The sequence below is a fragment of the Streptomyces sp. NBC_01481 genome, from assembly GCF_026339995.1.
Lineage (GTDB): Bacteria > Actinomycetota > Actinomycetes > Streptomycetales > Streptomycetaceae > Streptomyces.
In genome coordinates this window covers 996,167-1,018,786 of sequence record NZ_JAPEPT010000003.1, presented here as the reverse complement: position 1 = coordinate 1,018,786, position 22,620 = coordinate 996,167, and the positions used below count along the sequence as shown (strand labels likewise).

Genomic DNA, 22,620 nt, shown 5'->3' with positions numbered 1-22,620 from the left:
GGAAGCAACGAGGGAGAGCAACGATGACGATCACCGCGCAGGATCAATCGGTGTCGCAGACACCGGAGTTGACCGTCACGGTCGTCCGCCTCGAACACACCGGCCATGTTCTCGCCGCACTCACCCGCGCCACCACCGGTCCCCCGCCCGCCGTACGGCTGCTGACGCAGAGCGCATTCCCGCTGGCCGTCCCGGGTGCCTCGGGGCTCGTCCTGGTCCCGGCCGAATTCCTCACGACCGAGGAACTCAGCGCGCCCCGGGACATCCTGGCCGCGCCCTGGCGCTGGTACGTCGACACCGGCGGCGAGCAGGCCGCCACCCCGGCAACGCCACAGCTCAAGCCGGTCTCCTGCCCCACGCCCTCCGTCGGCGTCACCGAAGGATCGCTCACCATCACGTCCTCCACAACTGACGGCGCGGCCCCCGTCCTCGCGCTGGTCCATCCGACCGCCCAGTGGGGCACGGGCAGCGCCGTCAGTCTTCAGATCCGCGACGTCCTCGGCCCGGACGGAGCGGCCCTGCTGGGCAATGGCGCCGTCGAGGACAGCGACGAAGCCCTGGTCTTCGTCCGGGGGCGGCCGGTGACCGCCTACAGCCCGGGTGGGATCGACTGACGGAGACCAGCGGACGGACCAGGGCAGGACGCAGGTGACAGGCATGGTGACGGTTCACATGGATGCGACGACCGACGACGGTCTCATCGCCGCCCTCGGCGGCTGCACCGTGCTCGAATGCCGGGTGCGCGTCGTGAGGACCGACGGCTGGAGCTGGGGACCCGATCCCGCCGAACTGGCCCGTGGCGCAGTCGCGATGCTCCCCCGCGTGGTGGAGATGCACCTCGCCGGTGCACTGGCCCGGGCCGGTGTGTCGCTTCCCCCGCCCGTCGCGGGACAAGCCCCGCACTCAGGCCTCATGACGCAGGACATGGAGGTGACCGTCCCCGTGCACATAAGGTCCTTTGCGACTCTCGACGAGCTGGCGGGTGCCGCCCACATGACCGACCGGACCATCGCGCCCGGATCCGGTCCTGACGCGACAGTGCTCCCCGACCGCGGTCACGCGGGCCCATCGGCTCCGGGCGCGACGCCGCTGTCCCGTCAAGCCGGATCCGATGCCGGATCCGGCTCCGACGCCCGTGCCGAAGCCCTGCGGGGGCCCGGCCGACCGGTGCCGGCCCCGCCCGCCTTCGACCGTGACCAGGTGCTGGTCGGCCTCCTCAACGAAGCCTCCGCGTGCGGGGCGTTCGAGACCGTACTGGCCGGGCTTCCGCACGACGCGCTGCTGCTCCTGTTGCGCGCCCTCGATGCGGCGGGCAGCCGCCCGGCGTCCGGCCCCGGCTCTGCGGCCGACGCGGCAACTCCGTTCCCCGGCAGAGCCGGAGCAGTCCCCGGCGAAGCCCGGGACACAGAGAGCGACCCCGACGCCCTCGCCGCCGCCCTCGTGGCGGCCCTGCGGTCCGAGCCACCCGTCGGGACGGACACCACGCTCCATGCGACACACACCCCGCTCACCGCCGCCGGACCCGAGCCCGTCCCCGACGCCGCGCTACCCGCACTCCCCTCGCGGATCCCCCCGGCCCCCGGCCAGGCAGAACAGCACCACACAGGCCCTGCGTCCGGCACAGTGACCGATATCGACCGCGTACTCCCCTTCCTCCTGCTGCCCCCGCTGCACGACCGCGGCTATCTGGAAGCGATGGCCGCCGTCCTGAGCGGTGGTGGCGCACAGGCCCCCGACAGCACGGCCTTCGCCGCCTGCCTCGCGCACAAGGTGCTGCCTCCGCCCGCGCACGGCTGGCTACGCTCACCGCAGGACACGCACGCGGTCGCCGTCTTCGCGGGCACGACGACGACAGGCCACGGCGCACCCGACATCTCCGCTCTGGATCTCGAACGCCATCTGGGCCCGCTGCTGGCCCTGCTCGACTCCCGGCTCGGACTCCAGACCGCCCAAGGACACACCGCCACCAGCCCCCTGCTGCTGCGGGCGGTGGCACCGGGCCGGCTCCTCCTGCTGGACGTCGACGGCCTGTACCCGGTGTGGGACGCGACGAAGCCCGCAGAACTGCTCCGCCCGTGGGAACTGGCCGGGTCGCCTCTCGTGCTGCTGCCCTCCCAGCCCGATGTCCCCGCGGCCGGAGGGCTGACGCTCGCCCTGGACGCCCTGGGCATCGGCTTCGTGACCGATCTGCCGCCGGCCCGCGGCGAGCAGCTCAGCCGGGTGCCCGCTCCGCGCCGCTGCTGGACCAACACCGGGGCACGGCTCCCCTCCCGCTCCGCCGCAGACGACGCGCTGGTCGGGGCCGCACGGCGGCTGACGTACGAGGCGTCCCGCGCCACCCGGTTCACCGAGGCGCTGGTCGAGCTGCGTCCTGCCGTCCGCACGGGCCGGGCTCCTGCGGTCGAACGCACGGTGACGCTGGCCGCCGCGGTCGCGCTGGCCGATCTCTCCTGGAAGCTCTGGTCGGAGCGGGAGCCCTCCGACCCGATGTGTGCCCTCGACCGCTTCGCCGACCTGGGGGCCCGCGTGGCATTCCACGACAGCACCGTCGAGGTGCGCCTTCCGCTGGGTGCCCGCCACTCCGACCTCTACCGCCACCGGCTGCTCGCCGACGTACCGGACGTGCCGTGGTTCGGCGGCCGCACCGTCGTGTTCACAGGAGGGTGAAATGCCGACCCGATCAGGCGCCGCCGCGGCCCACTTGACCCTTCGCTACGGCGCGATCCACCGCGCGCTGCGAGCGGCCGCGGCCCACCGCGCGCAACGCTCCGGCCTGCTCGCCGGGGCCGAGCTGTCCCCGTATTGCGTCACCGACGAGCAGGCCGGACTGCTCCTCGACTTCACCGATCCCGCCGTGGGGCACCCGGCGCCCTGGAGCGGCGGGCCACCCGCCGCAGAGACCCACGCCGAGCGCGAACTCCGCTTCCAGGCGGCCGCAGAGGGCATTTCGCTGCCGCTCGATGAGCTGGCGTCCGCAGCAGACCTTGACCCTTTCGAGTGCGACACGCTGCTGTTGTGCCTGGCGCCGGCGCTGGCCGCGGAGCACGCCCTGCTGTTCGGCTATCTCCTCGACGACCTCGACCAGCGCCGTCCCACCGCCGAGTTGATCCTCACTGTCCTGGCGCCCTCCCCCGCCGAGCGTTACGACCGGCTGCCGGCGCTGGGACCGTACGGGCGGCTGCGCCGCTTCGGTCTGCTGATCCAGGACGGCGACCCGGACACGTACGGCGGACCGGAACCCTCCGGCGCCGATCTGCTGCGCCCGCTGCACATCCGCGCCGAACTGCCCGCCTTCCTCCTGCACGGCCTCGGGGATCCCGCACTCCTCGCGTACGACCCCGGCCGGGTACCCGTACCGCGCCCCGCGCTGCTGGACAAGCCGACCCGCGGCCGGACCGCGCGGCTGGCCGCCCATCTGCGGGCGCACCCCGCCGGGATCGCCGCCCTCTGGGGGCTGCCGGACGGCAGCCAACTCGACGCGGCACACGCCGTGGCGGAGCAGGCGGGGCTCGCGCTGCGCGCCGCTCCTGACCTGGAGCTGTGCCGGACACCCGCCGAGGTACGGGCCGCCACAGGCCGGTCTCTGGCCGCGGCGGCCGCGCTCGGTACCGCACTGTGGCTGCCCATCGACCGCTTCCACGAACCCGACGCCCGATGGGCCACGGCAGCGGCCGCCGACGTGCTGACACGGACCGGCGTCCCGGTCGTCCTCACCGGGCAGACCCCGTGGCGCCCCCTCGATCTGCTCTCCTCGGGCCGCTACGCGGAAGAATCCACGGACGAACCCGGCTACCGGGAACGTCGCACCCTCTGGAGCACCGCCACCGCCGGAGCGGACCCCGAGCCCCGCGCCCTTGACGACCTCGCCGCCCGCTTCCGGCTGTCGCCCGCCCAACTGCGGTCAGCCGTACGGCTCGCCGAGTCCGGCGGCATGCTGCTGGATACGGCGGTGCGCCGCGTCCTGGCCGCAACTCCGGGCCGCCTCGCCGATGTCCGTACTCCCTCCCGTGACCCTTCGGACCTCGTACTCCCCGCCGAACAGGCACAGCAGATCGGCGAACTCGCCGCAGCGTTCCGGGCCTGGCCCAAGGTCTCCCAGGAGTGGGGTTTCGGCGGGCAGCACGGCGGCCCCGGCCTCAAGGCCCTGTTCACGGGCGAGCCCGGTACCGGCAAGAGCCTCGCCGCCGAGGTGATCGCCGCCACGCTCGGAGTCGACCTGATCAGGGTCGATCTCGCGCAGACCGTCTCCAAGTGGGTCGGCGAGACCGAGAAGAACCTCGATGAGGCCTTCAGCCACGCGGAAGCCGCGGGCGCACTGCTGCTCTTCGACGAGGCCGACGCCGTCTTCGGCAAGCGCGGCGCGGTGAGCCGCGGCACCGACCGATACGCCAATCTCGAGGTCGGCTATCTGCTGCAACGCCTGGAGCGCAGCCCCGCGTTGGTCGTCCTCACCACCAACCTCCAGGGAAATCTGGACGAGGCCTTCACCCGCCGCTTCCAGTTCGTGGTGCACTTCACGCGGCCCGGCGACCGGGAGCGGTACCGGCTGTGGCGGATGGCGTTCCCCGACAGCGCCCCGCTGGACCCACAGTTGACGCTGGAAGGGCTCGCGCGGCTCGATCTCACCGGTGCGGGCATCATGGCTGCCGCCCGGGGCGCCGCGCTACTGGCGGCGGAGAACGGAAGCGCGGTCATCGGCCGGGAGCATCTCGCCGAGGCGATTGCGCGCCAGTTCCGCCAGGAGTCGCGGCTGCCACGGTCCGGCGAGCTGGAGTTGGCGCTCGGCCCGGTGCCCGTACGGGACTCCGCCGCGTCAGTGGCGGCAGCAGCCTCCTGCGTGCTGCCATGAGCGCCCACGCGCGGACCCCCTCCACGCCACCTCCCGCCGTGACACAGGCGGGCGCCAGGCCGGCGCCGCCTTCACCCGGCAAGCTCAAGGCGGTACGGAAACGACCGGCCCAGGCGGCAGCCGCTCCGGCGAAGGAGCGCGGAACCACCACCGCCACACCCACCAAGCGCCCAGGCCGCGCGAGGCCCGCCGTCGGCAACGCCGCCACCGCCGCGCTCGCCGCCCGGGGCGCGCAGGCGCCGGCCGGCCACGACCAGGGCAAGACCCCAGGGCGCCCCGTCGTCGGCAAGAAGGCCGCCGCACCGGGGCTGCGCCGGATCGCCGCGCAGGTCACCGCGGGCAAGCGGATCCTCACCCGGCATCCCGCGCCCGCCGCCGAGGCCACAGCCGCCCAGCGCGCGGCCGTGGCGCCACCCGGTGAGCGTGCCGCGTTCGCCGGGCAGGACCAGGCGGCGGCGATCGCCTCGGCACAGGCGAAGCCCTTCGGCCGGGCCGAGTTCATCGCGAAGTTCGAGAAACGCATCAAGGAGCAGCAGCCGGCCACCGCGGACGAGGCCAAGGCACTCGCGGACCCGGCTCGCCCGGACACCCTCACACCCCAGCTCTCCGGCGAGGTGCACGCCGCCGCGGATGCCTCATCGAGTGAGGTGCGGGCGACCGCGGCGGCCCCGCCGGACCCGGCGCGTGTACCAGAGCGTCCCGCCGTACCTCTGTCGCCCGACCGCCCGCCGCCCGTCCCGGCCCCGCCCCGTGCGGCGGACGCCGTACCAACACCGGTGCCTGCCGCCGCGGTGGACGTGTCCGCCCATGCGAGCGGGACCACGACAGAAATGGACAAGGCGGGGCTCACCGACGAGACCCTGCGGCGCGCCAACGAGCCCGCGTTCACGGCCGCTCTGCAGTCCAAGAAGGCCGCGGAGAAGGACTCCGCCGCGGCGCCGGGCTCCTTCCGGGCCAAGGAGGCGGAGCAGCGGGCCGCAGCCGAGCAGCGTGCGGCCGCAGCCGGCAAGACGGCGATGGCCGCCATGGCCGGAGTGCGCGCCGCTACAGGCAAGTCGGTGGCGGGCGGCAAACAGGCCGCCCAGGCACGTACCGAAGCGCGCCGTGCAGAGATCACGGCACAGCTCACCGGGATCTACGAGGAAACCAAACGCAATGTCGAGGCCGCGCTGGCAGGCCTGGACGACACGGTCCGCACGCTCTTCGACGACAGGGCCGGGCAGGCCCGGAAGCGATTCCTCGCCGCGTGCGAGAAGAGCTGGTGGGACTTCTTCTCCGGCGAGCCCGACTATGCGAAGCACTCGGCCGCCTACACCGCCGAGATCCGGGGCGTGGTCGACGAGGTCGCCACCGTCGTGGAGAAGCGCGTCAACGACGCGCGGCAGAAGGCCGCGGACGGCCGGCGCCGGATGGCGGATTTCGTCGCAGGCCTCGAGCCCGCGATGCGGGGGTTCGGGGAGCAGACGGCTGCCGGATTCGCCGCGAAGTTCGACGAGTTGGAAGCGTCCATCGACGAGAAGGCCGACGCGGTCGTCGACCAGCTCGCCGAGTCCTACGCCCAGGCGCAGGAGGCGACGAACGCGGCGCTGGCCGAGGTGAAGGAGTCCAACAAGGGCCTGTGGGAGCGGGCTCGCGACGCCGTGGTCGGCGCGATCAAGATCCTCATCGATCTCAAGAACCTGCTGGTCGGTGTGGTGAAGCGGGCGGCGGGTGTGGCCGAACGGATCATCAAGGACCCGATGGGCTTCCTCCGCAATCTGGGCGCCTCGGTCAAGGCCGGGCTGACGCAGTTCCTGTCGAACATCGTCAAGCACCTCAAGGCGGCCCTGCAGGAATGGCTGTTCGGCAATCTCGCCGCAGCGGGGGTGGAACTGCCCGAGCAGTGGGATCTGCGCGGCATCGTCAAGATGGTGCTGTCGCTGTTCGGGATCAGCTGGGCCTTCATCCGCTCCGAACTGCTCAAGCACATGCCCGAGCCGGTGCTGAACACGGTGATCGACGCCATCAAGATCATCGGGGTGATCCGGGACAAGGGCATCGGGGGCCTGTGGGAGGAGATCAAGGAGAAGATCGGGGACCTCAAGCAGCAGGCCTTCGAGATGATCAAGGGCTTTGTCGTCGAGACCGTCCTCAAGGCGGGCATCACCTGGCTGCTGTCCCTGATCACTCCGGCCGGCGCCCTGGTCAAGGCGGTCATGGCCGTCTACGACTTCGTCACCTTCCTGGTGGAAAAGGCCCGCGCACTGGCCGAATTCGTCAACAGCATCCTCGACACGCTCGAGGAGATCTGCAACGGCGTGTCCCAGAAGGTCGCCACGAAGATCGAGGACTCCCTCGCGCGGACACTCCCGCTCGCCATCGACCTGCTCGCCCGGGTGCTCAAGCTCGGCGCGATCCCGGCGAAGATCAAGAGCGTGCTGGAGAAGGTCGGTGCGCCGGTCCGGGGCTTCATCTCCAAGATGATCGCCAAGGCGGCCGCGTACGGCAAGAAGCTGCTGGCCGGCGGGAAGAAGGCCCTTGGCAAACTCGTCGGCAAGGCGGACCGGCGTACGCCGGAGGAGAAGCAGCGCGATGTTCAGGCTGCCGTCGAGCTCGGTGTCACGACGGTCAACAAGCTGAAGGGAACCGCCCTCGACGAGAAGGTCCTCAAAGCCGTTCTCCTCGCCATCCGGATCCGGTACCGGCTCAAGTCCCTCGAGCCAGTGGACGACGACGGCGTGTGGAGCGTGGAAGGAAGCTTGAGTCCGAAAGTCAAGAAGAAGACCAAGCAGTCCTCCCTCGCGCCTCCCGGCAAGCCCAACTACGGCCCACTGGACAATGCCGACCGCGCCACAGGGATCGAAGCGACGCTGACCAAAGCTTCGATCGGCGGCAGGACCAATCCCTCTGTCGACCCCGCAGGCTGGGAGAGCAACAAGGGCTTCCACCGATCGCACCTGCTCGGCGCCCAGCTCGGTGGTTCCAACAGCGACAAGAGGAACTTCGTCACCTTGTACGCGCGCGCGAACACGCCCGAGATGCGCGGCATTGAAAACGCGGTGAGGCAGGCCGTGGAGGTCGCGGGCCAGCGGGTGGTGTACATCGTCACCCCTGTGTACAAGAAGAAGAACCTGCGGCCCGCCGAGAAGCGCATCAAAGAGCTGCTACGGCCGACCAAGGTGCACATCAAGGCCACAGGAAAGAAGTCCTACAGCGTCAACGAGACCGTGAGAAACGAGCCTTAGGCTCACGCCCCGCCCACCGTGTCATACGTCCGCGCCAGTTCACTGCGCGACCGCACCCCCAACTTCCGGTAGACATTGCCGAGATGAAACTCCACCGTCTTGGGGCTGAGGAAAAGCGCCGCCGCCGTCTCCTTGTTGGTGGCGCCCCCCGCCACCAGCGCGGCGATACGGCCCTCCTGCTCGGTGAGCTGTCCGCACGCCGTCCGGGCGGGGCGCCCTCCCGCCGCGCGGAGTTCGCTGCGGACCGCCTCCTCCCACGGGACGGCGCCGAGCACCCCGAACGCCGACAGCGCCTCCTCCAGGGCGTCGCGCGCCTCCGCGGAGCGTCCCGTACGGCGCAGCCACTGCCCGTGGCAGAACACGGTCCGCGCCCGCTCGAAGACGACGGCACCACGCGCATGCCATTCCAGGGCCTCATGGAAGGCCGCCTCGACGGCACCGGGCGTGCCGTGGCCGTCGGCCTCCAGCAGCAAGGCGCGGCAGCGGGCGCTCACCGCAAGCGCCCAGGAGGGGCCCGAGCGCCGCATTTCGGCGTCGAAGCGGGCGTGTTCGCGCACCGCTTCCCCGATCCGCCCGCTGCGTACGTAGGCCTCGATCAGGTTCGCCGCCCACGGGGTCACCGACGGATCCTCGATTCCCGCGCTCCGCGCCAGGGCGCCCGCCCGCTCGTAACCGGCCACTGCCTCCTCGTACTTGCCCGCACCGAGTGCCAACAGGCCCTCGGCCACTGCGACCTGGCCCATGACGAGTTCGAGGCCGTGCGCCCGCGCCACTCCGGCAGCACGGGCCAGCACAGCTCCGCACTCCGTGACACGGCCCTGCGCTGCCTCGAGCCACCCCACCGCGACCAGCCCCTGGGCCAGCAAAGCGGTCTCCACCTGCCGCTCCGCGCACTCGACCACTTCCATCGCGTCAGAGCGGGCACCGTGCCAGTCCCCGGTCCACAGCCGGATCCAGGCCCGGCAGCCGAGCGCGGCCGCCCGCCGCACCGCGCACGCCCTTCGCTCGGTGCCGGGCTGCTCCCCCAGTACACGGTCGAGGAGCACGCAGGCCGCCTCGTACTCCTCCAGCCGGCCCAGCACTTCCGCCCGCCCCACCAGAGTTCCCGCCGCCTCGCCCGCCATCTGCGCCAACAGCAGTTCACCGGCCTGCGCACGTTCCCCCCGCAGGGCCAAGACCTGCGCGAGATGGACGGCCGCGGCCTCAGCCAGATCCCCGCCGGACAGCCGGGTGAGCCGGTACGCCTGCCACGCGCTGCCCAGTGCGGCACGGCTGTCCGCCGCGCGGACGGCGGAATCGGAAGCCTCCAGCAGCAGTTCAGCCGCCCGAGAGGGCTCGCCCGCCAGCCGCCCGGCCGCATCGCGCAGCACCCGGTGCACGATCCGCGGATGCCCGGTCGCACCGCGCTGCCGTGCCTGCAGGACGCCCAGTTCCCGGCGCAGAGCCGGCTCACGCGCGAGCGCCATCGCCTTTCCCAGCAGCACCGGTACGTGCTCCGCAGCTCCGGCCCGCTGCCGGCAGCCCGCTGCCAGTCCCAGCAGCCGGGCCGCGTCGTCGTCATCGTCGGCGAAGCCCGCGGCGCGCTCGTACAGTTCGGCGCAGGCGTCCGGGTCCGCCTCCGCGGCCGCGCTCGCCGCCGCCTCAATGGCCTGTGCCACGGCCGGGCTCGGGGCGATGTGCGCAGCGGCCAGGTGGCGTGCTGCGGCCGTGCCGTCCAGGACCTGCGCGAGCGCCCCGTGGACGGCGCGCCGCCGCGATGTACAGGCGTCGTGGTACGCGACCAGGCGCAGCCGCCGGTCGGCGAAGACCAGCCGCCCCCGGCGCAGTTCGAGGATGCCGTGCTCTTCGGCGGGCACCAGCGCGTCGGGCTCATAGCCGAGCAGCGCCAGTGCACGCTGTACGTCGCCGCTGCGGCCGTCGCCGGCCGCGGCGGGCACGAGCAGGGCGGCGCGGGCGATCTCAGGGAGCCGGGCCAGTGTCGGCAGATGGGCGTCGCGCAGCCGCTCACCGGGGGCGAGCGGGTCGTCGAGCGGCAGGTTTCCCGCGCACTGGCCCGGCGTGAGGGCGAGCGGCAGTTCGGTGAGTGCGAGTGGATTGCCCTCCGCGACGGCGAGCAGCCGCTCGGCGAGGTAACGCCGGAGCGGATGCGGGGCGGACTGCTGGAGCAGGGTCCGCGCGTCGGCCGGGTCCAGCGGTCCCAGCCGCAGTTCCGGTACGCCGGTGACGGCCGGGCGGATTGCGGACGTGGCGGCGGAGCAGCGGTGTTCGGCGGTGAGGAGCATGGCGATCGGCTCGCCCACGATGCGCCGGGCGACGAAGAGCAGCACCTTCATGGACGGGGCGTCCAGCAGATGCGCATCGTCGATCGCGAGCAGCAGAGGACGCCGGGCGGCCGCGGCGCCGAGAAGACCGAGGGCCGCGGCGCCAACCGCCAGAGCGGTGTCCCCGGGCCGGTGGTGCCCGGTGGCCAAGAGGTGGCCGAGCAGATCGCGCTGGGGGGCAGGGAGCTGCGGCACAGAGCAGCGGTGCGCCTGGACGACCTGGTGCAGGCCCGCGTAGGGCAGTCCTGATTCGGCGGCAGTGCCCGCGAAGTACACCGATCGGAAGGTGGTGTCGAGGGTGAGGATCCTGCGGAGCAGGGTGGTCCGTCCCACCCCCGGCTCTCCTATGATGAACAGCGCACCGCCACGCCCTGATGCCGTGTCACGGAGCAACCGGGCCACGGCTGATGTTTCGGCGGTCCTCCCGAGCACACGCACATTGCGCGCGGCAGTTCGGGTATCAGACGCGACGCCCCGCGTCTCCGATTGCCGCTTCCCCCCTACGCCAGTCTGGCACGCGACGGTTCACCAGAACCGGGAAATTCCAGACATTCACCCGATCTCGCGACGCCTGCCCGACGGCGGACGGGGACTGCGTCGCGCCGATCCGACCAGCCGGGTCACCAAGAGTCTGACGAGTCCTGGCCACAGGCGCCAAGACCCGCACCACTCAGCAACCCGAACCAATGCCCATGACCCGGATCAGCGCACCCGTCCCCGCGGCTTCAGTGCCACCGGCGGCGACCTGGAGGTTCCCACGGAGCGCACACATCGCTCCAGCACCCCGCCATGTCAGCCAAGGGTGCCCCGGTCTTCATCGGGGCACCCTCGCCGTTTCAGACGGGCTACGGCTGGATGGGGTGGTCGAGTCGGCCGGTGCGATCTGCCTCGGCGTACCAGCTCGCGCTGGTCTTCGGCGTCCGTGCGAGCATCATCCGGTCACCGACTGCCGGTGGAGGCGAGGGACTTGCCCCCGGCCGCACGGCGACCCTTGTCAGGACGCCGTACGGCCCAATCGGTAGGCGGAGGCTCTTCAGGCCGACGGCATCAGCACACGCGCCACTCCCTTCTCCTTATTGTGCCTGTCGGCCCAATTGGTGAGGGCCGTGCTGCACGCGTGATCGACATGCCGCAGATCGAGAAGGTCGAGCTCGATGTGCCGGTCCATCGGCAGTCCTTCGAGGGTGTCGAGGATGCGGGGCAGCCGGAGGAAGGTCGCGTTGCCGGAGAGGACCACGCGCAGGGGTCCGTTCCGCTCGGCGCCTTCGTCCACCTGCACGTGGACGTGCGACGTCTCCCAGGCCGTCTTGGCGACAGCGAGCAGCAGCCCCGCCAGCACGCCCTCGAACATGCTGGTGGCGATGATGGCGACCGCGGTCGCCATCAGGATCAGCGCCTCCCCGCGGTGCTCGCGCCACAGCGGCCCGAGTTCCTTCAGCGGGATGAGCTTCCAGCCGGAGTAGACCAGGATGCCGGCGAGCGCGGCGACCGGTATGAGGCCGAGCGCGGCCGGTACGAGCGCCGCGAAGAGCAGCAGCCACACGCCGTGCAGCACCCGTGACGCCTTGGTTCGGGCACCCGCCTGCACGTTGGCCGCGCTGCGCACGATGACGGCGGTCATCGGCAGCGCCCCGAGGGCTCCGCACAAAGCGTTGCCCGCCCCCTGCGCCATCAGCTCCTTGTCGTAGTCGGTACCGGGTCCGCTGTGCAGCCGGTCGACGGCGGCGGCGCTGAACAGACTTTCCGCCGAGGCGATGAGCGTGATGGCGGCGACCGTGCCGATCGCCCCGACCACTCCGGCATTTGTGATGCTGCCGAGGTCGTCGAAGGACGGTGGCCGGATCGCGCCCAGCAGTCCCTGCACATCGACCCGCTTCACGGACAGTCCGAACAGCGCGACGACGGACGTGGTCAGAGCGACGGCGGCCAGCGGTGCGGGGACCACTCGGACCTTCGGCGGCAGATGTTTCCACAGTGCCATCAGCACCACGGTGACCGCGCCGAGACCGAAGGCGGTCAACGCTTCCGGCGAGCGGGCCGTGCGGATGAGCAGCTCGGGCATGCCCATCAGGTTTGCCGGGCCCGAGCCTGGCGCCTTCGCGTCGGCCATGGCGTAGAACTGACCGGCGATCAGCACGAGACCGATACCGGCCAGCATCCCTTCCACCACGGCGATGGAGATGGCGCGGAACCAGCGGCCCAGCCGCAATGCGCCCATCCCCAGCTGGAGAACGCCCGCCGTGAGGACGAAGACGCCCAGGGCCCCGAGTCCGAATTCGTTGACGGCTTCGAGGACGAGGACCGTAAGCCCCGCGGCGGGTCCGCTGACCTGGAGGCTGCTTCCGGGGAGCAGCCCGGTGACGAGCCCGCCGACGATGCCGGTGACCAGGCCGAGTTCCGCCGGGACGCCGGAGGCTACGGCCACGCCCACGCACAGAGGCAGGGCGACGAGGAAGACGACGACGGACGCGGTGAGATCGGCTCGCAGCGTCGAGGCGGACGGTCGCTCCACGCGCTGCGACGCGGCCCGCCGGTGGCGCCCGCGGTTCCCGCGTTCGCGGGTGTCGGCGGCGCTCACAGCGGGAGGAACGCGTCGTCGTGCGACCCGTGGACGAGCACGGCGCCGGTGTCTATCTCGTAGAACCATCCGTGCAGCCTCAGCCGTCCATCCGCGGCCCGGCGGGCGACGCAGGGGTAGTCGCCCAACCTCCGGAGCTGGCGCAGCACATGGTGCTGGACGGCCTGGGCGATGGCGGGGGACGAAGTGTCCGCAAAGTGGGGCGGCGGTGACGCACTCTCGAGCCAGCCGCGAACCGCGGGGACGGCGGAGAGGTCTTCGCGGCGCACCATCGCGCCGACGGCACCGCAGTGGGAGTGGCCGCAAACGACAATGTCGGCGACGCCCAGCACTTCTACGGCGTACTCGATGGTGGCCGCCTCGCTCGAGTGCCGGTCGGGGTCGTGTTCGGGGAGGATGCTGCCTGCCGTGCGGAGTTCGAAGAGTTCACCGGGGCGGGCTCCGGTGATCAGCGAGGGGATCACCCGCGAATCGGAGCACGTGATGAACATCGCTTGTGGGGACTGACCGTCCGCGAGGCGGCCGAACTCCTCGGCCTGGGCGGCGGCCCGCTGCCGGAAGGCGCGGGCATTCTTCATGAGCATGTGCATGGGGGTGTTCCTCCAGCGCGCCTGGGCGCGCGGTGGTGAGCCGTCATGTCGGATCGGATCGCAGGTACGTGATGGGGGCCGTGCGAATTCGACGCATCGATCAGAGGCGGAATACCTGCAGCACGGCGGGCCGCGGTGCAGGGCACTGTTCGGTTGGACCGAGAAGTGGTGCCCCGGGCACCGGGGAGGCGGCGGAGCCGCCGTCACCCGTGGGGGCCGATGAGAGGCGATCGCCTGTGGGCGGAGCCTGGGCGGTCGGCGGGCTGTTGGGCCGGCCGCCCTTGCGTGAGGGGGGTGGCTTGTCCAGGGGATCAGGTTCGCCCTGGGACGAGTTGGCGGGTGAGGCGCTTGAGCCGGGTTCGTCGGTCGGTTCGGATTCGCCTGGTGCCTCGGGCAAGGGGTCGGCGTCTTGAGAAGTCCTTCCGGCGCTCGACTCCCCTCCCCCGGCGGCGAATACAGGCGCCTGGCACTGCGCGAGGACCGCGAGCAGCAGGGTGCACAGCGCGACGAGTGGGTACGATGCTGCGTTTCGCCACGTCACGGTCCCTCCCGACTTCGACCCCTCGACAGTTGGTCCAACTGGTCAGTAACTCCAGCCTCTTCAGTCACTGTGACACCATGGAGCCGCAAAAGTCAGCGATTCGTTAAACATTCGTGAGCGTCACACCTCTTGACAGTCGCCATTTGTCGGGGCTACCGCGAGTCACCCCAGTTGAGGGCGTTGACGACGTCCGGCATCGCCGCAGGACGGCCTTCTGCGTCGGCGGCCGGGGCGGCGGGCCCCGACGGCGGACGTGTCCGGGGCGCCCCCGGACACCCGCGATGAGCGAGCGGGTCCGACCCCTTGGGCTCTCGGGCAGCCGGGCGCGCCATCTCGATCACCGCGCGCGCTCAACTCCCCATCGCGCCAACGCAACGCCGCTCGCTCCCGCGGTGACAGCGTCCCGTCACTGGTCACGAGCCTGGACGGCTTCTCCAAAGCCCTTGCCGAACTACGGGAGAGCCAGCCCGAATCCGCGACCGGTGTCCTCGCGGCCCCGTTGCGGGATGCTGCCCAGACTCCGGCAGGAGACTGGTCCAGCGTGATCGTCGGACTCGGGTGGCCGAGCCATCGCGCCGGCGTGACCACGGACTCACCTGCTTCGAGGATGATCGACGCATAGATGTGCCGGAGCGTGGGATCGCTTCGGAGCGCATGAGGGTCAATCGTGCAGGTGGGTACAGACGCTCACTTCTGCGTTCAGGCGGAGTCGGGCAGTCCGGCCGGTAGTGCGTCGCGTTCCTGCTCGACGACGGGCTCGCCGGAGGAAGGGAGCAGTTGCGGGATGCCGTCGACGATCGGATAGCGGCGGTGCAGGCGCGGGTTGTAGAGAGCGCCCCCGGTCTCGTCGAGGATCAGCGGGCCCTTGTCGAGCGGGCAGGCGAGGATCTTCAGCAGCGGGTTGTCAGGCTTCATGGCAGGGTTCCCTCGGAAGTGGGGGTGGCCGCGTCGTGTCGCGGCATGGTGAGCAGGACCGTCAGGGCCAACGCGGTGCCGCCGAGGCGCAGCAGCAGCCGCAGCGGGTCCTCGGGCAATGGCTCGTCGAACGCGATCGTGCCGCTGACGATGGTGAACACGCAGGTCACCGTCGAGCAGACCGGGACGATCAGCGACGCGCGGCAGCGCTGCAGGGCGGTCTGGGACAGCACCAGTCCGCTGATCCCGGTGAACAGCAGAAGGTACGGGTAGGGGGAGGCGAGCAAGGCCGGCACGGAGCCTTGGAGGTCCGAGGTGCTCAGGTGCCCGGAGATGCCCTTGACGGCGAGCGAGCTGACCCCGTACAGGAGACCGACCGCCACCGCGTAGGCCACTCCGGTGGTCGGCTGCCGGTGACGCCGGCGGGCTCGCCGTTCCGCGGCCGCGTACAGGAGCAGTCCGGCCGCGAGTGTCGGCACGCACAGTGCCAGCAGGAGACCTGAGGGCGCGCTGCGGCTGATCTCCTCGCTGCTCTCGTACAGCGAGGACACCACCATGACCAGCGCCAGCCCGATGACGGCCACCGCGCGCTGTTCACGGCCGGAGGGGCGCTCACCGAGCACCACCGACGAGAGCACCAGCAGGAGGACCAGCCCGGACAGGAACAGGCCCTGGGCGGCGGCGATCGGCAGTGTGCGGTAGACGGCCAGTTGGGCGGCGAACCCCAGGGCGAGCGCCGTGGCCCCGCAGATCCACAAGGGCCTGCCGGCCAGCAGGAGCAGGGCTCGGCCCGGCCGTGCGGCACTCAGCGGCGGCATGCCGGCCAGAGCCCGCTTCTCCAGGACGAAGCCGGTGCTGTACAGGACGTTCGCCGCCAGTGCGGCGGCCACTCCCCACAACACGGGCTACACCTTCCTCGCGTGCACCAGGAGGATGGAGGCGAGGGACGGCAGCCGGCAGGCCAAGCGGTCCAGCGGGCGGAGCGGGCGCGGCACTCCGTGGAACGGCGCACCGGCGACCTTCACCACCTCGAACCCGCACGCCGCCATGAACTCGCGCAGCGCGCGTGCTGTGTACAGGCGCAGATGGCCGACCACCTGGCTGCCCGGTCTGCCGTGGATGTGGCGCAGACTCACCTCGGAGAACACCGGCTGGACTCCGGCGAGCAGCAGCCCGCGGTTGTACCAGGCGGCGAGGTTGGGCGTGGAGAGCATCAGATGTCCCCCGGGTCGCAGCACCCGGTGCAGTTCGTCGAGGGCGCTGTCGGGGTCGACGAGGTGCTCGACGACCTCGCTGAAGAGCACGGCGTCGGCGCTGCCGGAGGCGAACGGCAGCCCACCGCCGGTCAACTCGCCGCGGACGACCTGGCTCAGGCGCGGCGCCGCCCGGCGCAGCGCGCCCTGCGACCAGTCGACTCCCACGATGCTGTGCCCGTTCAGTTCGCCGGCGGCGGTCGCGGCCGCCGAGCCGTCGCCGCAGCCCATGTCGAGCACGGTCGCAGCCGGGCGGCCGGGCCCGACGGGCCCGAGGGCCTCGGCCAGCATCCGGGCTTGGCGCAGAGTACGTGCCTCGCCGGAGGCGACGGGGACGGTGGGGTCCTCGTAGAAATCCTGCAGCCCGGGAACGGGCCGGGCCGGCGAAGGTACCGCCGCCTCCGGCCATTTCATGGCGGCGGAGCAGCGGGGTGCGGGGGTCATGACGGCCTCGCATGGTTCTGCCGGGCGGAGCGGGCTCCACCCGGCGTCGGGTCCGGACACGGTGCGTCGCGGTCGTGCGACCCGCCGGGTCGGCGAGCCTTCCCCCGAGCTCCGGGCGCCTCGGCGTTCGGAGCGGTGGCATCCGCCTCCGGTACGTCGGCTTCCGGCCCAGAACCCCCAGCGTTCGATCCGGGCCGGGTGACCTGTGACGTTGCCGAAAGCGCCTGCTCGAACAAGCCGGCCAGGTACCTGCCCGACGCGTCACCGAGCAGCGCCCGCGACCAGCGCAGCGTCACATGCAGTCGCCCGCCGGTGGAAGCCGCCGCCACGCTCAGCCCGCGCGGCATCCGCGCCGGTGCGGAGAACCACACGGCGTTCGCCCGGCCGGCGTCACCGAAGTCCAGCGCGTACGGAACGCGTCCGACATTGGTGACCAGCACCGTCGATGTCCAGGGCGCCGCCGCCCGCCTCGCGCCACGGGTGAGCGTGCCCCGGATCCCGACGGGCAGAAGCGGCGCGGTCAACAGGCCCGTCCCGGGGCCCAGCGGCGCACCGTGGGCCGACTTGAGCGCGCGGGTGCGCTGAGCGGTGGTGCGCAGCAACCGGGTCACGGCCGCCGGGTCCGGCCGCTCACCGAGCAGCAAGTCCGGGTCGCGCGGGTACTCGGGGGTCATGGCCACCTCGACGAGCCGGGTTCCGTTCCCCATCGGCATCTCTCTGCCGCGCGGACGGTCGTCGACGGGCATGGTGATCCGCACCGGACCGGCCGGCCGGCCCTGCGAGACGTTCCAGCGGCCCACCATCAGTGACGCGGCGACCAGCAGTTGGTCGTTGACGGTCCACGGCGCGAGCCCGCCGGTCCGACCCACACGCGGCGGAACGGGCAGTTCCGCCTGCAGCATGCCGTTGCCCGCGGCGCGGGCTCGCACCGGCTCGGGGCGGGAGTCCGGCGCGACTCGCACGGGCCGCGCCCACACCGCGCGGCCGTCGCGGCCGGTCGCGGCCGGGGCCGACCCCGAGGGGTCCGGCCGAACCGGCCCGGGGACGGGGAGAGCGGACGAGCCGCCGTACTGTTCCGCGGTCGTGGCGAGCACCCGCAGCCCGGACCCTGCGTCCAGGGCCGTGTGATGCATCGTCAGCAGCAGCACGGTCCGGTTCGCCCCCGGCACGCCCGCCTCCGGCGGCTCACCGGCGGCCGTTCCCCCGTCCACCTCGATGACTTCCAGGCGCATCGGCGGCGACAGGGCCAGTGACGGGCATTCCGTCAGCGCCCGCGCGCGGGCGCGGCCCAACGCGTCGGGTCCCGGCCGCGCGAAGCTCACCGGGTCGCTGTCCGGTTCGCCGGTCAGCTCCCACGCGAAGGACTGCCGGTACCGGCGGCCGGGCACTTCACGCATCAGCACCCGGGGGTGCGTCAGCAGCGCCCGCCGGAACGCGGTCCGCAACCGTGCCGGGTCCAGCCGTCCGGGCAGATGGACCTCGATGTGTACGGTCTCCGGCTCGTCGTCACTGAGGCAGTGCCGCGACACCTCATCGGTGGTCGGAAAGGGAATCCGGACCCCGCCGGGAGGGGTTGAGGTCCCCCACCCGGCGGCGGTCCACGACGAGGTCATGACGGGCCACCGCCTCCTGGATGCCGAGGGAGCGGATCAGTCCGGTCCCCGGCACTCGTGCTTCCCTGCCGGGCCGTGACCACCGGTCCGGCTACGGGCGCGTCGGCACCGCCGTCGCTTTCCGGCGCGTCGGCACCGCCGTCGCTTTTCCAACCGGCGGCCGCGGACGCCGGGCTTACCGCCGTCACCAAGGCGGCCGACAGGGCCACCAGTGCCAGTACCTGGGCGAAGGCGCTGAACGCGCCTTGCCCGTCGGCGGCCGGCTCCCCGGCTCCGACGGCAGCGGCGATGCCCGCTCCGGCCATCGCCACCGCGGCGGTCGGCACCAGGACAGCCGGCCGGAACCGGGCCGCCACGGCGAGTACGGGCACCACCAGGGCCAGCGGACCCGCCGCCACCGCGACGACGGCGGTCAGCGCCAGCGTCCCGAGCAGCATCCCGGGGGCCGCTGGTTCGGGCAGCTCCTCGTCGGTTCCGCCGGCGTTGCGCCTGCGGCCCACGAAGGCCAGTGCGGCCAGCGCGGCGAGCGCGATCACACCGCCGATCAGGGCGGCCCCGTACGGCCTGGAGGGCTCGAACTCCAGGTTCACCGTGCCGGACGCCCCGGCCGGGACCACCCAGGCCTGCTGCCAGCCATCGAGCCGCACCGACTCCAGCTCCCTGCCGTCCAGGGTGGCCTTCCAGCCGTCGTTGGCGTTCTCGTAGGTCTGCAGGTACGCGGCCTCGCCGGAGCCGGCCGACACATACACGGTCCGGCTGTCGTCGGTCCACTTGGTGACGGTGGCCTCACGGCCCGCCGCTCCCGCGATCTCCTGCGGGGTGCCCTGGGTCAGCGTGACGTCGTTGATCGCCAGCGGACCCGCGTCACCCGCCTCCACCTCGTGCTTTCCGGCCGGAAGGTCCAGGGTGCCGTCCTTTTCCTCTCCCGCGCAGAGTGCGACGGTGACGGGACGCCGCTCGGTGAGGTCCCGGACGGATCCGGAGGCCTTCGTCTTGTGGAGAACACCGCCGACGGCAAGGTCCGGGCCCTCACCGCACGGCAGCGAGAAGCGCGCGGACGGCTTCGGAGGCGGCACCCGCAGGTCGGCCAGCGCGGGAACGTGGACCTCACTGAGCCCGACCGGCAGCTGCAACTGCGCGTCCGCCACCGGATTGTGGACGGTGAGCGGGGCTACCCTGCTGACGGTGATGTCGAGCCGGTTCGTCTCGATCTCCGGGAAGCGCACCCGCCCGTTCTCGTCCACATCAGCCGTCGCGGCGCCGTGCGGCGAGGTGATCAGCACCTGCTCGGGCCGGGTGGACAACCCGCCCGCCGACGCCAGGATGATCTCGTCGACCTTCTCCTTCTTGGGCCAGCTCAGGTGGACGACCGGCCGGTCGCCTGCGATCCAGGCGGTCGTCAGATCACCGTCGACCAGGTTGCGGGCGCTCAGTGACATGCCGTTGCGGCTGGTGGAGTCCGCGGAGGCCGTCAGCCGGTTCTTCGGTCCCGGAGCCGAACGGTCCAGCAGTTCGTCCAACGGGCCGCCGGGCACGGCGACGGCTCGCGCCGACACCTTGTACTCGCCCGCTTCCTGGGTGCTGAACTGCCGGTGCAGTCCCACCTCGGCCGACACGGGCGACAAGCCGCCCGCGTCGGTGCCGCGGTGCAGGGAGTACACGGTCGCCGCCGCGTCGGTGCGCTTCGCGTCGGCGGGCAGCGCCAGCATGCGCGTCACCTGCACATCCGGGATCGACACCTCGGAGAAGCCGGCCCCGGACAGGCCCGGCCGCGCCTGCTGCGCGGCAAGGACGGTGATCTTCATCCAGGAGGCCTCGCCGACGGGCGCCTTGACGGTCTGCGGCCGGCCGTTCGTCTGCAGCGGGCTTTCGGCCGAACCTCGGTCGGTCTCGATCCGCACCCGCGTGGGCGCGGCCCGCATGCTGTCACCCGGGAGGGGCGTCAGCTGGATGGAGGCCGGAATGTCGGTCGGCCCGGAGAAGTCCACCTTGAGCCACTGACCGGCCGACTTGCCCGGGCTGCCCTCGGCCCACGCGGTGTCCGGGTTGCCGTCGAAAGCGTTCACCGGGTCGTACTGCGGCAGGTGGAACAGCCAGTTGCCGCTGCTGGAGGCCGTCACGGACGTCGCGCCGCGCAGGTAAGCCGTCGTCTGGTGATCGGTGCCCTCCGACGGCAGGATCTGCTTGGGCTTCTCGCCCGGGTTCTGCAGGCTGCCGGAGTGATTGCGCTCGTCCGGGGTGTACGTGTACGAGGTGTTGTTGTTGACCAGGCCGAACCGGGTGTCGGCTCGGCGCAGCCCGTCCGCGACGGCCTTCACCGGTGCGGTGACGCCCTTGGGAAGACTGTCCCCGGCCAGTACGGCCGGCCGGTCGGCCATCGAGGGATCGGCCGACAGCTGGAGCAGCGCCTCGGGTCCGCCACTGACCACCGCCGTGTCGGCCGCGGCCGACACACCGACCCTCTCGGGACGCCTGTCGCGGTACTGCGGCTGATAGATCTCCACGGACTGGAGCCGCGGATACAGCCCCTGCACCTGCAGCGGGGTGTCGGCGGCGATGCGCCCGCCGGTCACGAGCGGGCCGAACCCTGCGACCTTGCTGTAGCCGGACGATTCCAAGGTCCGTTTCACCGTCTGCGGCGGGACATAACCGATCTGGTCGGGGTCGAGGTCATTACGCACGACCACTTCGTGCATGCCGGCCCGTGCCAGGTACGCCTGAAGACCCGGAACCTCGGTGCCGGACAGCAGCGCCTGCTCGACGGCGTCCGTCGCACGGCGTGAACCGGGTGTACCGAAGGGGACGAAGTCACGCTGTGCCCAGGGCGTTTCGGCCAGCACGTCGAACGGCTGGTCGATGGGGGAACCCCAGGTGTAGATGCCGTGCGCCGTCGCCGGTACGACCATGGCCCGGCTGTTCGGGGCGTTGTCCTTGAGCCAGTCGGCAGCCTTCTCCCAGTGGGTGGGCAGCTTGGTGAAGGCGCCGGGCTGCAGGATCGCGCCATTGAGGTACGGCAGGGCCAGGCCGGGCAGTACCAGCACCGCCACCACCGCGGGCGCCCAGCGGCGACCGGGAAGTGCGTGAGGACTTCTGCTCACGGAGAACACAGCCGTCAGGTGGGCCAGGCCGAGGGCGAGCGCGAGGGCCAGTCCCGGCTGGAACTTGTAGACGTTACGGAAGGGCTTCAGCGACCCGTTCAACCACTCCTGCACGACACCGTGGAACGGACCGCCGACGGCGCCGCCGTACCCGGCCAGCGTGATCAGGACGACGGCCAGGACGGTCAGCAGCAGCCAGCGGCGCTCCGGCAGGTCCCGGCGGGCCAGGCCCGCCAGCCCCAGTGCCGCGGCGAACGCCGAACCCAGGACGGTGATGACGGAGGCCGCGACGGTCCAGCCGGCCGGCAGCCATGCCTCACCGAAGTTGAGATACGCCACCCAGTTGCCGGCGCCGCGCAGCAGCTCGGTCGCGGACATGGTGGCGGTGGTGGTCTCGGCCTGCTCGACGTACGGCATGAAGTTCTCGCCGTGCACGGCGAGCAGGAGCAGCGGCACCACCCACCACACGGTGGCCAGCACGACGCCCGGTATCCACCAGCCCAGCAGCGCGCGCCGACGCCGGCCGGCCGGGCGGCTGAGCAGGTACAGACCCACGGGCAGCAGCGAGGCCAGCGTCGAGCCGGCGTTCACGCCACCCATGAAGGGGATCAACATGGCCGAACGTGCGGCGGCCATGCGGGGGCTCAGCGCCGCGGAGGTCAGCGGCAGCAGCACCCAGGGCAGCAGGGCACCGGGCAGCGCGGCGGCGGAGGTCGAGCCGATGACGATCGTGAAGGTGGGCCACAGCGCGTATACCACCGCACCGAGCAGCCGTGTCGCGGGCGTGCCCACACGCAGCCGTTCGGCGAGCCTGAGCGCGCCCCAGAAGGCGGCGGTCACGATGATCGACAGCCAGAGCCGCTCGGCCAGCCACACCGGCACCTGCAGCAGGTCCATGAACGCGTAGTAAGGGAGCGCCGGGAAGGCGTAGCCGATGTACTGGTTGGCTATGCCGCCGAGGCCCACGTTGCCGTTCCAAAGCGAACCGAGGTCGCCGAGGAAGCGCCCGGGGTCGAGGGCGACGCCGAGCTTGGTCTCGAACGTCATCTTCCCCGGTGACACCGCGAGGAAGGACATCAGCACGACGGCCCAGAAGCCGAAAAGCAGACCTCGTCCGCGCGGCGCCCCGGACGCCTCGGACGGCGTCGGGCCGGGCTGCGACGCCCGGGTGGGCGCCTGGACCGTAGTGGTCAT

The 22,620-nt window shown here is 71.9% G+C and carries 12 protein-coding genes and 1 pseudogene; 4 read left to right on the top strand and 9 right to left on the bottom strand.

The features are described 5' to 3' along the window. The first annotated feature begins 23 nt into the window (after positions 1-23). From OOK40_RS21165 to OOK40_RS21150, 4 genes are read left to right on the top strand one after another with little or no spacing between them, the layout of a single operon-like run. On the top strand, positions 24-614 hold the full coding sequence (locus OOK40_RS21165; RefSeq protein WP_266484067.1) for a hypothetical protein: 591 nt from the start codon (positions 24-26) through the stop codon (positions 612-614). Between the two features lie 43 nt (positions 615-657). Next, positions 658-2,667, top strand: a complete 2,010-nt coding sequence (locus OOK40_RS21160; RefSeq protein WP_266484064.1) for a hypothetical protein — start codon at positions 658-660, stop codon at positions 2,665-2,667. Between the two features lies 1 nt (position 2,668). Continuing rightward, a complete protein-coding gene (locus OOK40_RS21155; protein WP_266484062.1) occupies positions 2,669-4,849 on the top strand; it encodes an ATP-binding protein in 2,181 nt (726 codons plus the stop codon). Further along, the gene (locus OOK40_RS21150; protein WP_266484059.1) at positions 4,846-8,073 is read left to right on the top strand and encodes a DNA/RNA non-specific endonuclease; all 3,228 of its coding nucleotides are present in this window, start codon (positions 4,846-4,848) and stop codon (positions 8,071-8,073) included. The genes OOK40_RS21155 and OOK40_RS21150 overlap by 4 nt, the downstream gene beginning before the upstream one ends. Positions 8,074-8,075: 2 nt before the next feature. Here the strand turns inward: OOK40_RS21150 and OOK40_RS21145 are convergent, their stop codons facing one another. The 9 genes and pseudogenes from OOK40_RS21145 to OOK40_RS21105 form a co-directional block, all read right to left on the bottom strand. Continuing rightward, positions 8,076-10,826 (bottom strand): helix-turn-helix transcriptional regulator, encoded by a 2,751-nt coding sequence (locus tag OOK40_RS21145; RefSeq protein ID WP_266484057.1) that lies wholly within the window; start codon positions 10,824-10,826, stop codon positions 8,076-8,078. Positions 10,827-11,427: 601 nt separating this feature from the next. Beyond that, a complete protein-coding gene (locus OOK40_RS21140) occupies positions 11,428-12,906 on the bottom strand; it encodes a SulP family inorganic anion transporter (protein ID WP_266484497.1) in 1,479 nt (492 codons plus the stop codon). A gap of 62 nt (positions 12,907-12,968) precedes the next feature. After that, the gene (locus OOK40_RS21135; RefSeq protein WP_266484055.1) at positions 12,969-13,562 is read right to left on the bottom strand and encodes a carbonic anhydrase; all 594 of its coding nucleotides are present in this window, start codon (positions 13,560-13,562) and stop codon (positions 12,969-12,971) included. Between the two features lie 1,075 nt (positions 13,563-14,637). Next, a pseudogene (locus OOK40_RS21130) lies at positions 14,638-14,736 on the bottom strand (integrase); the annotation flags it as partial. A 66-nt stretch (positions 14,737-14,802) separates the two neighbouring features. Next, complete coding sequence (locus OOK40_RS21125) at positions 14,803-15,018, bottom strand: Trm112 family protein (protein ID WP_266484053.1); 216 nt, start codon at positions 15,016-15,018, stop codon at positions 14,803-14,805. Then, positions 15,015-15,920: a DMT family transporter gene (locus OOK40_RS21120; RefSeq protein WP_266484049.1), complete on the bottom strand. Its 906-nt coding sequence runs from the start codon at positions 15,918-15,920 to the stop codon at positions 15,015-15,017. Before OOK40_RS21120 ends, OOK40_RS21125 begins: the two co-directional genes overlap by 4 nt. Before the next feature lie 3 nt (positions 15,921-15,923). After that, positions 15,924-16,685, bottom strand: coding sequence for a bifunctional 2-polyprenyl-6-hydroxyphenol methylase/3-demethylubiquinol 3-O-methyltransferase UbiG (locus OOK40_RS21115; RefSeq protein ID WP_266484495.1), 762 nt, complete (start codon positions 16,683-16,685; stop codon positions 15,924-15,926). Positions 16,686-16,711: 26 nt separating this feature from the next. Beyond that, positions 16,712-18,328 carry a condensation protein gene (locus OOK40_RS21110; RefSeq protein ID WP_266484046.1) on the bottom strand — a complete coding sequence of 539 codons (1,617 nt, stop codon included), beginning with the start codon at positions 18,326-18,328 and terminating at the stop codon, positions 16,712-16,714. Continuing rightward, entirely contained in the window at positions 18,325-22,620 is a 4,296-nt protein-coding gene (locus tag OOK40_RS21105) for an alpha-(1->3)-arabinofuranosyltransferase family protein (protein ID WP_266484044.1), read from the bottom strand. Before OOK40_RS21105 ends, OOK40_RS21110 begins: the two co-directional genes overlap by 4 nt.

What these genes read in the sequence shown, in the direction of transcription:
- OOK40_RS21165 (WP_266484067.1), top strand. Translation starts at nt 24, where the DNA reads ATGACGATCACCGCGCAGGATCAATCGGTGTCGCAGACACCGGAGTTG.
- OOK40_RS21160 (WP_266484064.1), top strand. Translation starts at nt 658, where the DNA reads ATGGTGACGGTTCACATGGATGCGACGACCGACGACGGTCTCATCGCC.
- OOK40_RS21155 (WP_266484062.1), top strand. Translation starts at nt 2,669, where the DNA reads ATGCCGACCCGATCAGGCGCCGCCGCGGCCCACTTGACCCTTCGCTAC.
- OOK40_RS21150 (WP_266484059.1), top strand. Translation starts at nt 4,846, where the DNA reads ATGAGCGCCCACGCGCGGACCCCCTCCACGCCACCTCCCGCCGTGACA.
- OOK40_RS21135 (WP_266484055.1), bottom strand. Translation starts at nt 13,562, where the DNA reads ATGCACATGCTCATGAAGAATGCCCGCGCCTTCCGGCAGCGGGCCGCC.
- OOK40_RS21125 (WP_266484053.1), bottom strand. Translation starts at nt 15,018, where the DNA reads ATGAAGCCTGACAACCCGCTGCTGAAGATCCTCGCCTGCCCGCTCGAC.
- OOK40_RS21115 (WP_266484495.1), bottom strand. Translation starts at nt 16,685, where the DNA reads ATGAAATGGCCGGAGGCGGCGGTACCTTCGCCGGCCCGGCCCGTTCCC.
- OOK40_RS21110 (WP_266484046.1), bottom strand. Translation starts at nt 18,328, where the DNA reads ATGACCTCGTCGTGGACCGCCGCCGGGTGGGGGACCTCAACCCCTCCC.
- OOK40_RS21105 (WP_266484044.1), bottom strand. Translation starts at nt 22,620, where the DNA reads ATGACCACTACGGTCCAGGCGCCCACCCGGGCGTCGCAGCCCGGCCCG.